Origin of the sequence: Streptomyces diastaticus subsp. diastaticus, assembly GCF_011170125.1 — a bacterium.
In the GTDB taxonomy this organism is placed as follows: Bacteria; Actinomycetota; Actinomycetes; order Streptomycetales; family Streptomycetaceae; genus Streptomyces; species Streptomyces diastaticus.
This window is the reverse complement of the sequence record NZ_BLLN01000005.1, coordinates 2,069,601-2,082,522: the sequence shown is the minus strand read 5'-3', so window position 1 is coordinate 2,082,522 and position 12,922 is coordinate 2,069,601. Positions and strand designations below refer to the sequence as shown.

The window sequence follows — 12,922 nt, the reverse complement described above, 5'->3', positions numbered from 1 at the left end:
GCCTACTCCTCCACCAGGAGCTTCTCGCGCAACTGCGCGAGCGTTCTGGCGAGCAGCCGGGAGACGTGCATCTGCGAGATGCCGACCTCCTGGGCGATCTGCGACTGGGTCATGTTGCCGAAGAAGCGGAGCAGCAGGATGCGCTTCTCGCGCGGCGGCAGGTCCTCGAGGAGCGGCTTGAGGGACTCCCGGTACTCCACGCCCTCCAGCGCCTCGTCCTCCGAGCCGAGGGTGTCGGCCACGGCGGGGGACTCGTCGTCGGTGTCGGGGACGTCCAGGGAGAGCGTCGAGTAGGCGTTGGCCGACTCCAGGCCCTCCAGCACCTCCTCCTCGGAGATGCCCAGCTTCTCGGCCAGCTCGTGCACGGTCGGCGAGCGCCCGTGCCGCTGGGAGAGCTCGGCGGTGGCCGAGGTGAGCGAGAGCCGCAGCTCCTGGAGGCGGCGCGGCACGCGCACCGCCCATCCCTTGTCGCGGAAGTGCCGCTTGATCTCGCCGACCACCGTGGGAGTGGCGTACGTGGAGAACTCCACGCCGCGCTCCGGGTCGAACCGGTCGACCGACTTGATCAGGCCGATCGTGGCGACCTGCGTGAGGTCGTCGAGCGGCTCGCCGCGGTTGCGGAAGCGGCGGGCCAGGTGCTCGACCAGCGGCAGGTGCATCCGGACCAGCCGGTTGCGCAGCTCCGCGTACTCGGGGCCGCCGGCCGGCAGGGTCCGCAACTCGATGAAGAGGGCCCGGGCGCCGCTGCGGTCGTGCGGGTCGGGGCGGTCCACGGGGGCGCCCGCCGCCGGCGACTGGTCCCGCTGGTGTTCCGGCTGCTCGTCCTGCCCGCCCGGCCGCGGGCCTTCCCGCTCGTCCTGGTGCTTGTCCTCGGTCATCCGTCCCGCCCGCTCCCAGGGGCCGTGCGCAGCCCGTCCGTCCTTCCCGCCCCCGGCGCGGAGCGGCGCCCGCTCCGCGCCCTCGGGGTGCTGCCGGGCCCGCTGCTGCCCCGGGAGGTTCCCCGGGCCGGCGGCCGGGCCGGCGGCCGGTCGGTCCCCGCCGCCGGTCGCGGGGGGACTCCAGGTGCTGTGCGTCTCCTCAGGCACCGGTTCCCCGTCCCTCACGCCGGACCGGGGCCCGCGCCGCGTTGCTTGTGCAGGCTGATCGAGACGGTGTTGTCCTCGGCGACCGAGGAGTCGACCTTGCCCGCGAGCGCGGAGAGCACCGTCCAGGCGAACGTGTCCCGCTCGGGGGCCTTGCCGTCGGTGGTGGGTGCCGACACCGTCACCTCCAGTGAGTCGTCGATCAGCCGGAAGACGCAGCCGAGGACTGAGCCCGGCACGGCCTGCTGGAGCAGAATCGCGCACGCCTCGTCCACGGCGATGCGCAGGTCCTCGATCTCGTCGAGGGTGAAGTCCAAACGCGCCGCGAGGCCGGCCGTGGCCGTCCGCAGCACCGACAGGTAGGCACCCGCTGCCGGCAGCCGGACTTCCACGAAGTCCTGGGTCCCGGGCTCGCCTGCGATAGGGGACACCCTCACCTCCAAGGTGGTACAAGCACTTTCGGGGCTCCGGGGAGGAGTCCCCGGGACGCGCCACGTTCCAGCCGTGACGCTACCGCGCCGTCGAGGTCCGTGTCCCAGGACCCCCGCCCCTGTGCCTTACTCATAGTAAGCATACTTATACGCAGGGTGGCTAGGGGTCTGCGGAGCTCAATTGGAAAGTCCGGGCGCCGGGTTGACGTACCCAGCGCTCAGACGATCGAACCGTCCGCGTAGCACCAGCGCCACGACTCGCCCGGCTCCGCGCTGCGCATCACCGGGTGGCCGCTCCGCTCGAAGTGGGCCGTCGCGTGCCGGTGCGGGGAGGAGTCGCAGCACGCCACGTGGCCGCAGTGCAGGCACTTCCGCAACTGGACCGGGTGCGTCCCGGCCTCCAGGCACTCCTCGCAGGTGTCCGCCGACGGGGCGGGCTCGGGGTGCGGCAGCTCGGCGACATGGGCGCATTTGTTCATGATGGGCAGGTTAACGCGGCTCCTGTGCCTTCTGTCATGGTGTGCCGCCCACCGAAGGGGAAGGACGGGACCACCCGCCATGGACGTACTGCCGCTGCTGCTCCTGGTCGCGGGCAGCACCGCCGTCGCCGGGGCGGCCCGGCGTACGCCCGTTCCCGCCCCGCTGCTCCTGGTCACCGCGGGGCTGCTCGTGTCGTACGTGCCCGGCGTCCCGCACTACACGCTCGACCCGGAGATCGTGCTGCCCATGGTGCTGCCGCCGCTGCTCTACACGGCCGCCATGGACAGCTCCTACCTGGACCTGCGCGCCCAGGTCCGGTCCGTCGCCCTGCTCTCGGTCGGCTACACGCTCTTCGCGACCCTCGCCGTCGGCTGGGCCGTCCACCTGGTCGTGCCCGACCTGCCGCTCACCGCCGCCCTGGTCCTCGGCGCGGTCGTGGCGCCGCCGGACGCGGTCGCCGCCACCGCCGTGGCCCGGCGGGTCGGGCTGCCCTCCCGGATCACCACGATCCTGCAGGGCGAGTCCCTGGTGAACGACGCCACCGCCATCACCGCCTACCGGGTCGCGGTCGCCGCGGCCGTCGGCGAGTCCGCCGGGCCGCTGCACGCCGGGGCGGAGTTCCTGGTCGCCTCGCTCGGCGGCGTCGCGGTCGGCCTGGTCCTCATGGTGCCGCTCCACTGGCTCCGCACCCACCTGCGCGAGCCCCTGCTCCAGAACACCCTCTCGCTGCTCATCCCGTTCGCCGCCTACGCCCTCGCCGAGTACGCCCATGCCTCCGGGGTGCTCGCCGTGGTGGTCGTCGCCCTCTACCTCGGCCACCACTCCTGGCAGGTCGACTTCGCCACCCGGCTCCAGGAGGACGCCGTCTGGAAGATGGTCGCCTTCGTCCTGGAGTCCGCCGTCTTCGCCCTGATCGGACTCCAACTGCCACTCGTCGTCGGAGGGCTGGGCGAATACCACGCGGGCCAGGTCCTCTGGTACGCCCTCGCCGTCTTCCTGCTGGTCGTCGCCACCCGGTTCGTCTGGACCTACCCGGCCGTCCACCTGCCCCGGCTGCTGTCCCGCCGCGTCCGCGCCCGCGAGCCCGACCCCACCTGGAAGGGTCCCTTCGTCGTCGCCTGGGCCGGGATGCGCGGCGTCGTCTCGCTCGCCGTCGCCTTCTCCATCCCGCACGGCGTCCACGAGGGCGGCTCGTTCCCGTACCGGAACCTGATCCTCTTCCTGACCTTCACCACCGTCATCGGCACCCTGGTCGTGCAGGGCCTGACCCTGCCCGCCCTCATCCGGCTGCTGCGCCTGCCCGGCCGCGACGCGCGCGCCGAGACGCTGCTGGAGGCGCAGGCGCAGAACGCGGCGTCCGAGGCGGCCGAACACCGGCTCGACGCTCTGCTCACCGACCCGCGCAACGCCCTGCCGGAGCCGCTCGCCGACCGGCTGCGGGCCGTGCTGGAGCGCCGCCGCAACGCCGTCTGGGAACGCCTCGGCACGGTCAATCCGGAGACGGGCGAGAGCGTCGACGACACCTACCGGCGGCTGGCCCGCACCGTGATCGCCTCCGAACGGGAGGTCTTCGTCGCCCTGCGCGACCAGCGCCACATCGACGACGAGATGCTCCGCGACCTGCTGCGCCGCCTCGATCTGGAGGAGGCGGCGGCCTACCGGGAGGACGAGTGAGCCGCGGCCGCGCTACGCCCGCGGGAAGGGCGGCCCGGTGACCACCGCGGCCACCGCCGTGCCCCGGCGGAAGCGGCCGTCCGCCGCCAGCGCGGCCAGGCCGTGCAGCAGCTTGGCGACGTAGGCGCGTTCCACGGGCAGGCCGTGGCGCTGCTCGAACGCGGTGGCGAAGCGCTCCAGCTCCGGGCTGCTGCGGGCGTAACCGCCGTGGTGGAAGCCGTCCTCGACGCTCCACCGGCCACGCTGCCCGCCGAACGCCGCCCGCTGGTGCGCCGCCACCTCGGCCCCGAGGAAGCCGCCCTTCAGCACGGCCACGCCCACCGCCCGCTGCTCGGGCGCGAGCCCCGCCGCCAGCCCGGCCAGGGTGCCGCCGGTGCCGCAGGCGACCCCCGCCACCGGCGCGTCCTCCCGCAGCGCGGCCAGTTCCCCGCCGAGCACGGCGCACGCCCGGACCGCGGCGGCGTCCGAACCGCCCTCGGGCACCACGCGCACCGCCTGTCCCGCCCCGGCGGCCTCGGCCACCAGTTCGTCCCGGACCGCCGGGTCGTCCTTCCGCCGGTACCGGGCGCGGCTGACGAAGGCCAGCCTCATGCCGTCGGCGCGGCAGCGCGCGAGGGAGGCGTTGAGCGGACGGCCGGCCAGTTCCTCCCCCCGGACGACGCCGATGGTGGGGAAGCCGAGGAGCCGTCCGGCCGCCGCCGTCGCCCGCAGGTGGTTGGACCACGCCCCGCCGAACGTCACCACCGTCCGGCCGTCGGCCGTGTCGAGGACGGGCGCGAGTTTGCGCCACTTGTTCCCCGGGATGTCCGGATGGATGAGGTCGTCCCGCTTCAGCAGCAGCCGGACCCCGTACCGCTCGAAGGCCGGTTCGCGCAGTTCCCGCACCGGAGAGGGGAGCAGGGGCCGCGCCGGCTCGTGCCCCGGGCGCCCGTCGCGGGCACGGGGCTCGGACGCCCCGGGGGACGGCGGTACGGGATCTCGGCGGATGCTCACCCCTCCATTGTCGGCCCCGCCGGTACGGGCCTCACTTGAGGCGGCCCCGGATGCGTTCGCGCATCGAGGCCATGGTGAAACCGCGCGGGTCCACCTTGCCCGGCTGCCACTCCAGGTGGCCGATGACGGACCGCTCGTTCCAGCCGTGCACCCGGCAGACGGCGGCCGAGACCCGCTCGATCGCGTCGAGCTGGGCGCTGGGCCACGGGTCCTTTCCGTCGCCCAGGTTCTCGCACTCGAAGCCGTAGAAGCGGGCGTTCCCGTCGGTGTTGGCCTCGTTGACCGGGGGGTAGCCGGCGCGTTCGGCGATGACCGCCGCCAGGACGTCGTCGTCGCCCAGCCCGGCGTGGTTGGCACGGCCGTAGCCGACCAGGTGGACGCGGCCGTCCTTGGTGATGACGCCGTGGCAGAGGGGGCCGGGGAGCGAGGCGTGGCCCTTCCGGCAGATCTCGACCGTGCGGTCGCTGCCGGAGGTGACGGTGTGATGGATCATCACGCCGTTCACCGGTCCCCAGGCGCCCTTGCTGTTGCGGTTGTGGCTGCGCCAGCTGCCCACCTCGACGACGGTGACCCCCTCGTCCTTGAGGGCCTTGAGGAATCTGTCCGCTGACATGGGTGGGGCCATGCCGCCTCCTTCGGGTGCGAAGCGGCGCCCGGCCGGTGCGCGGGCACCTCGTGTGGATCGCTTTGTACCCGCAATCACGGCCCGTCAAGACCGCGAAAGGTCCGCGGGACGGGTGTACGACGCGATCCGGCCAGCCGGACGGCCGGGCGGCCGGTCCCCTTGAAGGCACGCGGGCGGGGCGGCGCCCCGCCCCGCCCCTTCGTCAGCGCAGGCCCTGCTCCCCGTGGGTGGCGATGTGCTGCTCCAGGGCGCGCAGGGCGTCCTGGGTGGCGCGCGGGTCGCCGCCCCGCCGCTGCTCGGCGTAGTACGCGGAGCCCAGCTTCCTCAGCAGGTCGGCGCCGGCCCGCTGCACCTGCACCTCGTCGAGCTTCTGCTTGCCCTGGGCGAGGCCGCGCTGGGCCTGCTCCTTGGCGCGGTCGAGGAATCCAGCCATGGTCCGTACTCCTTCTGTCCTGGGCGCCCCGAGCCCGGGGCCCCGGTGCCGGCGAGGCGCGGGGCCGCCGCCCGGCCTGAGGGCCGGACGCGGCTTCCGTCCGGCTCAACGGCCCGCGCGCACGGGTGGTTCCCGGTGGTTCGCCCGGCGTGTCCGGTGGCGGGGAAGGGGGTTCAGGCGGCCGGCTGGGCCGAGGCCAGCCACAGGTCCGGCCCGAAGACCTCGTAGTGGATGTCGGCGGGGCGCACTCCCTGCTCCAGGAGCTGCTCGCGGACCGACCGCATGAACGGCAGCGGGCCGCAGAGGTAGGCGCGGGTGCCGGGGGCCACCGGGACGGCCTTGAGGTCGACGCGGCCGGTGAGCGCGCCGGGCCCGGCGGTGTGTTCCTCGTACCAGAAGTGGGCCTCGGCGTCGGCGAGGCGGCCGGTCAGCTCGGTGTGCGGGGCGCGCAGCGGGTGGGTGGCGGGGGTGCGGTCGCCGTGCACGACGGTGACAGGGCCCGCGTAGGCGCTGTCGGCCAGTTCGCGGAGCATGGCGACGACCGGGGTGCAGCCGATGCCGGCGGAGGCGAGCAGGAGCGGGGCCGGACGGCCGTCCGCGCCGGGGGTGCGGTCGAGGACCAGGTCGCCGTAGGGCGCGGAGAGGTCCAGGACGTCACCGACGCGGGTGCGGGCGTGCAGGTGGCCGGAGACCTCGCCCTCCGGGCCCGGCCCGCCGGACACACGCTTGACGGCGATGGTCCGCTCGTCGCCCTCGGGGGCGCCGGTGAGCGAGTACTGGCGGATCTGCCGCGCGCCGTCGGGCAACTCGGCCTGTACGGAGACGTACTGCCCGGCCCGATAGGGGGCGGCCGGGCGGCCGTCGGCGGGGCGCAGCCGCAGGACGGCGACCTCCGCGGTGTCGTCGTGGCGTGCCACGACCTCCCAGGGGCGCCAGGTCCCGCCGGCCAGGACGTTCTGCTCGGCCATGAGGCGTTCCTCGTGCGTGGCCAGGGCGTTGGCCATCAGCCAGTACACCTCGTCCCAGGCCTCGGCGACCTCCGGGGTGGCGGCCTCGCCGAGCACGTCCGCGATGGCGGCGAAGAGGTGCCGGTGGACCAGGGCGTACTGGTCGCGGGTGACGCCGAGTGAGGCGTGCTTGTGGGCGATCCGGGCGAGCATGGCGTCGGGGCGGCTGTCCGGCTGGTCGAGCAGGTGGCCGGCGAAGGCGGCTATGGACCCGGCGAGAGCCTGCCGCTGGGTGCCCGCGGCCTGGTTGCCGCGGTTGAACAGGTCCCGCAGCAGTTCGGGGCGGTCGGCGAAGAGCCGGTCGTAGAACTGCCCGGTGATCTCGCCGATCGCCGCGCCGACGGCGGGCAGGGTGGCGCGGACAGTGGCGGCCGATCGCTCGGTGAGCATGAGGACTCCTTCGGGTGGAGCGAGGTGGAGAAGGTGACTGGTGGTGACTGGCGAGGGCGTCTTAATTGGCATGTGGGACTCCAATTTGACGCCGTGCGCGGGGCAGGGTCGGTCCTGCCGGGCGGGGTGAGGGGTCTACGGGCGCCCGGCGCGGTGCGGCGGGTGTCGCGGGGGAGCGTCAGGTGTCGTCCGGTGACCGGCTCCGGGCGATGTCCAGCAGGACGGGGCCGGCCGGGGCGGCCGCGAGGCCGCCCACGGTCAACGGGTCGAGGGTGGCGAAGAAGGACTCCTGCGCCTGGCGGAGGGCTCCGCGCAGGCGGCAGGCGGAGAGCAGGGGGCACGGCTCCGCGCCCTCGCACTCCACGACGTCCCCGACGCCCTCCAGTTCGCGCACCAGGGTGCCGACGGAGGCTGACCGCCCGGCCTCGGTGAGGGCGAGCCCGCCGCCTCGGCCCCGGCGCGCCTCGATGAGGCCGAGGCGCTGGAGGCGCGCGACCGCCTTGGCGGTGTGGGTGTACGGAACGCGCATACCGGCGGCCACCTCCCGGGTGGTGGGGAGGTCGTCGGTGGCCTTCGGGTCCTCGACGGCGAGCCGCATGAGGACGCGCAGGGCCAGATCGGTGAAGCGCGTGAGCCGCATGGCCACAGCCTAGAAAACTTGCATATGTGATGCAACTTAAGGCTCCTGTAGGGGAATGTTCGAAAAGAAACAGCAAGCTCCCCCGCCGGGGAGTCGATCATTCCCACTCGTTTGTGTAATGGCGCCGCCGCTCTGCGTGATGGAAGTCTGATCGTCGAGTTCAGTGCTTGATCGGGAGGACAATTTTCATGTCGGTAGGCGAAGAGATCCGCGCGGAGCAGGCCACACCCCAGCAGAGTCTGGCCACCTCCGCCGCGCGGAACCTGGCCACCACCACCAAATCCGTGCCGCAGATGCAGGAGATCAGCTCGCGCTGGCTGCTGCGCACGCTGCCCTGGGTGGACGTGCAGGGCGGTACGTACCGGGTCAACCGCAGGCTCAGCTACTCGGTCGGTGACGGCCGGGTCACCTTCGTGAAGACCGGGGACCGCGTCCAGGTCATCCCCGCCGAGCTGGGCGAACTGCCCGCGCTGCGGGACTTCGAGGAGCACGACGTCCTCACCGAGCTGGCCTCCCGCTGCGAGCAGCGCGAATTCGAGGCTGGGGAGACGCTCGCCTCCTTCGGCAGCCGTACCGACGCCGTCTTCCTCCTGGCGCACGGCCGCGTCGAGAAGATCGGCACGGGCCCTTACGGTGACGACTCCGTCCTCGGCGTCCTCGCCGACGGGGCGTACTTCGGCGAGCAGGCCCTCACCGACCCGGAGGCCATCTGGGAGTACACGGCACGCGCCGCCACCCACTGCACCGTCCTCGTCCTGCCCGGCGACCAGGTCGCGCAGGTCGCCGAGCGTGCCGAGCCGCTCGCCGCCCACCTGCGGCAGCTTCGCAGCCTGCCGCAACAGCGGACCAACAAGTACGGCGAAGCCCCCATCGACCTCTCGGCCGGCCACGTCGGCGAGGCCGTCCTCCCCGGCACCTACGTCGACTACGAGGCCTCGCCCCGCGAGTACGAGCTGAGCGTCGCCCAGACCGTCCTGCGCATCCACAGCCGCGTCGCCGACCTCTACAACCAGCCGATGAACCAGACGGAGCACCAGCTCCGGCTGACCGTCGAGGCGCTCAAGGAGCGCCAGGAGCACGAGCTGATCAACAACCGCGAGTTCGGCCTGCTCAACAACTGCGAGTACGACCAGCGGCTCCAGCCGCACGCCGGCGTGCCCGGCCCCGACGACATGGACGAACTCCTCAGCCGCCGCCGGGGATCGAAGCTCTTCCTCGCCCACCCGCGCGCCATCGCCGCCTTCGGCCGGGAGTGCAGCAGGCGCGGGATCTACCCGGAGTCGGTGGAGATCGCCGGGAACCGCCTGCCGGCCTGGCGCGGCGTGCCGATCTACCCGTGCAACAAGATCCCGGTCACCGAGGCCCGCACCAGCTCCATCCTCTGCATGCGTACGGGCGAGGAGGACCAGGGCGTCATCGGCCTGCGGCAGAGCGGCATCCCCGACGAGATCGAGCCCAGTCTCTCGGTCCGCTTCATGGGCATCAGCGAGCAGGCGATCATCTCCTACCTGGTGACGACCTACTACTCGGCGGCCGTCCTCGTCCCGGACGCCCTCGGTGTCCTGGAGAACGTCGAGATCGGCCGCTGGCAGTGAGCGGTCGCTGATGAACCGCACCCACCACGGTCCACCCGGCCGGCCGTCCGCCCAGGGCGGCGGGCCCGGGGCCTCGGCACCACCCGCCACCCCCGGCCCGCCGGGCGGTGGGATCAGGGCCACCGTCCTGCGGGCCGGGAGGTGGGCGTTCACCGCCCCGCTGCGGCTGCTCTGCACCACCCTCACCCGCCTCCTGCCCGGCTCCCGTGCGGGCGGGGGCCGGGAGGAGGGGGGCGCCGGGGGCATGTGGCCCGGGGACCTGCCCGCTCCCCGGGGGTCAGCTCCGGAGAAGAGCCGACGCTCCGCCTCGCCCTCCGCGCGGCGGAGACCGGCCCCCTCGCCGTACTGCGCCATGCCGCACGTGCCCCGCGTCGCCCGCTGCCCGCACCGGCCGCCACCCGCTCCGCGAAGGCTGGGCCGCAGGTGAGAGGAGTCGGCCCGTGCCGGACAGGTCCCTGGGGGGGGGCCGGCACTCCGGCGGGGGGTGGCTGAGCCGAGGGTAGTGCTGGGCGGCCGCGCGTGAGCCGGGCCGAGGGCCCGACGCGCGTGGCCGTCCTGTCCTGCGGGGGAAAGCGGTGCGGGCGGACGGGGGTGTACTCACAGTCCGGCACGGCACCGACGGCGCCCGGCACGCCCTCCCGCCGCACCGGCCAGGCCGGAGTGGCTCCGCTGCCAAGCCCTTCGTCCGGCAGGCCGAGAGCACGCACCGGCCACAGCGGGCACCGCACGGGACTTCGAAGACACGCCCTCGGGCGAGCGTGGGGGCCGGGCGCGCAGGGCGCGTGCCGTGCGCGGGTGAGGACGGACCGGAGTGTCCTGGCAGCCTCCGTGCGGACGAAGTGCGGGGAGTGGGTAAGGGCGCCGGGATGCCCTCGGGCCGGGCGAGCCCGTACGCCAGTGCGGGGGGTGAGGACCGGGCGAGGGGTGGAGTGGTGGGCGGTTTCCGGAAGTGCCCGTGAGACGGAGGCGGGAGTGGTCCGGGGATCGGGGGGGGGCGCGGACCCCGGCCGGGATCGTCCGGAGAGAACGATCACCTGGGGAAGACGATCGCCCCGGAGAAGATCTTCCGGCGGATCGGCGGATCGGCGGATCGGCGGATCGGTGCATCGGCGGATCGGTGGATCGGTGGATCGGTGGATCGGTGGATCGGTGGATCGGTGGATCGGTGGATCGGCGGGAGGGGGAGGAGGGCAGGCTCCCCGTCGAGAAACGGGGGTCACGACCCGTGCCGGTGGCAGGGGCAGGACCGGGGCGCCGGCGGAGGCCGGGCGCGACGCCGCGCGGCTCCTGCCGGGAGCGGGGGTAGGGCCCGCTCGAAGGTGGGTCGCGGTGGCCGGACGTAAGGAGCGCTGTTCATGGGCAGGAACGGGACGGCACCGGCCCGGCCTCGGCTCCGCGCCCCGAGCCGGGGGACGTGGGGGCTGCCCTCGATTCCGGGGCGGACCGCGCGGTCCGTGCCACGGGACGCCGGGGCGTACGGCAGGGGAGCCCCTTGCGGCCGCCCGGCCCGGGGCCGGCGGGGGCGGGCGGTGCCGGTGGATTCCGGAGCGGGAGGGGTGTGAGGCGGTCGCCGGTGCGGCGACCTGGGAGCAGCAGGGGCAGTTCGACGGCGGGACCGGGGAGAAGGGAACACCGATGACGCACACCACGCAGAGCAGAACCCACAGCCACGAGGCCGCGGAGATCCTGGACGAGGCGAGGGCGGTGGTCGGGCCCGAACTGCGCCGGGCGGTCGACACCCTGCCCGCGCCGATACGCCGCGTCGCCCGCTACCACTTCGGCTGGGAGGACGAGGCGGGGTCCGCCGCCGGGGCCAACGGCGGGAAGGCGGTACGGCCGGCGCTGGTGCTCGCCGCCGTGCACGCTCTGGGCGGGAGGCCCGAGCGCGCCCTGCGCAGTGCCGCCGCCGTCGAACTCACCCACAACTTCACCCTCCTCCACGACGACGTCATCGACCGGGACCGCACCCGCCGTCACCGGCCGACCGCCTGGACCGTCTTCGGCGACGCCGACGCGATCCTCGCCGGGGACGCCCTCCAGTCCCTCGCCCAGCAATGGCTGGCCGAGGACCCCCACCCACGAGCCGGCGCGGCCGTCGCCCGCCTGGCCCGCTGCGTGGTGGAGCTCTGCGCGGGCCAGCACACCGACTGCGCCCTGGAGGAGCGCGCACCCACCGAGGTCGCCCTCGACGAGTGCCTCACCATGGCGGAGTCCAAGACCGGCGCGCTGCTCGGCTGCGCCTGTGCCCTCGGCGCGCTCCACGCCGACGCCGGGCCGGAGCAGATCGCCGCCCTCGACGCCTTCGGTCGCGAGGCCGGGCTCGCCTTCCAGCTCATCGACGACATCATCGGCATCTGGGGCGACCCCGCGCGCACCGGCAAGCCTGCCGGCGCGGACCTCACGGCGCGCAAGAAATCCCTGCCCGTCGTCGCCGCCCTCACCTCCGGCACAGCGGCCGGCGCCGAGTTGGCGGAACGGTACGCCGGGCCGCCCGAGCCGGACGAACTGGCCCGCACCGTCGCGCTGGTGGAAGCGGCCGGCGGGCGGGACTGGGCGCAGGCGGAGGCGGCCGACCGGATGGGACGCGCCGTGCAGCAACTGGCGCTGGCCGTCCCCGACCCGGCCCGGGCGGGCGGGCTGCTCTCGCTGGCGGAGTTCGTCACCCGTCGCTCCCACTGAGGCCGGGCCGCCCTCCCCGGAGGCGTCCTGATCCCCACCCGTCGGGCTACTGGATGCCCTACGCTGCAACGGGCCTATGGCGGCAGGGAGTTGACAGATTCTCCCGGGCCGGGGCCGATCCGTGACCGTGGTGCGCGTACCGGGGTGGCAGTGGGCCGTCCGGGTGGCGGCCGGACCGCCCGGCGGGCGGGGGAGAAGGGGGCGACTGTGGGAGTGGCGACGCGTACGGCGGGGGCCGCGGACCGGGACCGGGTGGCGGCCCTGCTCGACACCGCCTTCCACCACGACCCGGTGAGCAGCTGGGTCTTCCCCGAGGAGGAGCACCGCCGGGCCGTCCACGGCGTCTTCATGGGGTGCTTCCTGGACGCGGCGCTCGCCGGGGGGCGCGTCGACCTGCTGGAGGACGGCTCGGCCGCCGCCCTGTGGCTCTCGGTCCCGGCCGGGGAGCCCGAGGAGGAGGACGACATGCCCGCCCTCATGAGGCGTACCGCCGACCCGGACAACGAGCGCGCCGAACTCGTCGGCCGCCTCACCGGCGCGATCCACCCCACCGGCCGCGCCCACGCCTATCTGCTGCTGGTCGCCGTCGCCCCGGACCGGCAGGGCGAGGGCCTGGGCACCGCCCTCCTCACCCCCGTCCTCGAACAGTGCGACCGGGACGGCCTCCCCGCCTACCTGGAGGCCAGCAGTGCCCGCAGCCGGGAGCTCTACCTCCGCCTCGGCTTCGCCGACCGCGGCGAGCCGCTCCGGTTGCCTGAGGGGCCGTTGATGTGGCCCATGTGGCGGGAGCCCGTGACGCACTGAGCGGCCTCGGCCCGTCCCGCCGCCCCACCGGCTGACCCGTCCGGGAGCGGTCCGGGCCGGCGCCGGCCCGCGATGGCGCCGGAACTTGT

12 protein-coding genes are annotated in these 12,922 nt (G+C 74.2%); 4 read left to right on the top strand and 8 right to left on the bottom strand.

Annotation, left to right across the window (positions count from 1 at the left end):
* Window positions 1-2: 2 nt before the first annotated feature.
* The 3 genes from Sdia_RS26315 to Sdia_RS26305 form a co-directional block, all read right to left on the bottom strand.
* Window positions 3-1,103 carry an RNA polymerase sigma factor SigF gene (locus Sdia_RS26315; protein WP_229830094.1) on the bottom strand — a complete coding sequence of 367 codons (1,101 nt, stop codon included), beginning with the start codon at window positions 1,101-1,103 and terminating at the stop codon, window positions 3-5.
* On the bottom strand, window positions 1,100-1,513 hold the full coding sequence (locus Sdia_RS26310; RefSeq protein ID WP_003950781.1) for an ATP-binding protein: 414 nt from the start codon (window positions 1,511-1,513) through the stop codon (window positions 1,100-1,102). Before Sdia_RS26310 ends, Sdia_RS26315 begins: the two co-directional genes overlap by 4 nt.
* Window positions 1,514-1,731: 218 nt before the next feature.
* Window positions 1,732-1,992, bottom strand: a complete 261-nt coding sequence (locus tag Sdia_RS26305; RefSeq protein ID WP_100454719.1) for a UBP-type zinc finger domain-containing protein — start codon at window positions 1,990-1,992, stop codon at window positions 1,732-1,734.
* Window positions 1,993-2,071: 79 nt separating this feature from the next.
* On the opposite strand from Sdia_RS26305, the gene Sdia_RS26300 reads away from it, so the two are divergent.
* A complete protein-coding gene (locus Sdia_RS26300) occupies window positions 2,072-3,667 on the top strand; it encodes a Na+/H+ antiporter (RefSeq protein WP_100454721.1) in 1,596 nt (531 codons plus the stop codon).
* A 12-nt stretch (window positions 3,668-3,679) separates the two neighbouring features.
* Here Sdia_RS26300 and Sdia_RS26295 read toward each other — a convergent pair whose 3' ends face one another.
* The 5 genes from Sdia_RS26295 to Sdia_RS26275 all read right to left on the bottom strand — a co-directional run bounded on the left by Sdia_RS26295 (window position 3,680) and on the right by Sdia_RS26275 (window position 7,755).
* Window positions 3,680-4,660 carry a 1-aminocyclopropane-1-carboxylate deaminase/D-cysteine desulfhydrase gene (locus Sdia_RS26295; protein WP_115068013.1) on the bottom strand — a complete coding sequence of 327 codons (981 nt, stop codon included), beginning with the start codon at window positions 4,658-4,660 and terminating at the stop codon, window positions 3,680-3,682.
* A 31-nt stretch (window positions 4,661-4,691) separates the two neighbouring features.
* The gene (locus tag Sdia_RS26290) at window positions 4,692-5,285 is read right to left on the bottom strand and encodes an N-acetylmuramoyl-L-alanine amidase (protein WP_100454725.1); all 594 of its coding nucleotides are present in this window, start codon (window positions 5,283-5,285) and stop codon (window positions 4,692-4,694) included.
* 202 nt (window positions 5,286-5,487) lie between these two features.
* Window positions 5,488-5,718 (bottom strand): hypothetical protein, encoded by a 231-nt coding sequence (locus Sdia_RS26285; RefSeq protein WP_115068014.1) that lies wholly within the window; start codon window positions 5,716-5,718, stop codon window positions 5,488-5,490.
* 173 nt (window positions 5,719-5,891) lie between these two features.
* On the bottom strand, window positions 5,892-7,115 hold the full coding sequence (locus Sdia_RS26280) for a globin domain-containing protein (protein ID WP_100454729.1): 1,224 nt from the start codon (window positions 7,113-7,115) through the stop codon (window positions 5,892-5,894).
* Window positions 7,116-7,293: 178 nt separating this feature from the next.
* A complete protein-coding gene (locus Sdia_RS26275; RefSeq protein ID WP_100454731.1) occupies window positions 7,294-7,755 on the bottom strand; it encodes an RrF2 family transcriptional regulator in 462 nt (153 codons plus the stop codon).
* Between the two features lie 188 nt (window positions 7,756-7,943).
* Here Sdia_RS26275 and Sdia_RS26270 point away from each other — a divergent pair, with 188 nt between their 5' ends.
* The 3 genes from Sdia_RS26270 to Sdia_RS26260 all read left to right on the top strand — a co-directional run bounded on the left by Sdia_RS26270 (window position 7,944) and on the right by Sdia_RS26260 (window position 12,833).
* Complete coding sequence (locus tag Sdia_RS26270) at window positions 7,944-9,350, top strand: family 2B encapsulin nanocompartment shell protein (RefSeq protein WP_189499793.1); 1,407 nt, start codon at window positions 7,944-7,946, stop codon at window positions 9,348-9,350.
* Window positions 9,351-10,985: 1,635 nt separating this feature from the next.
* A complete protein-coding gene (locus Sdia_RS26265; RefSeq protein WP_100454740.1) occupies window positions 10,986-12,029 on the top strand; it encodes a family 2 encapsulin nanocompartment cargo protein polyprenyl transferase in 1,044 nt (347 codons plus the stop codon).
* Between the two features lie 207 nt (window positions 12,030-12,236).
* Window positions 12,237-12,833, top strand: coding sequence for a GNAT family N-acetyltransferase (locus Sdia_RS26260; protein ID WP_100454743.1), 597 nt, complete (start codon window positions 12,237-12,239; stop codon window positions 12,831-12,833).
* The last annotated feature ends 89 nt before the right edge of the window (window positions 12,834-12,922 follow it).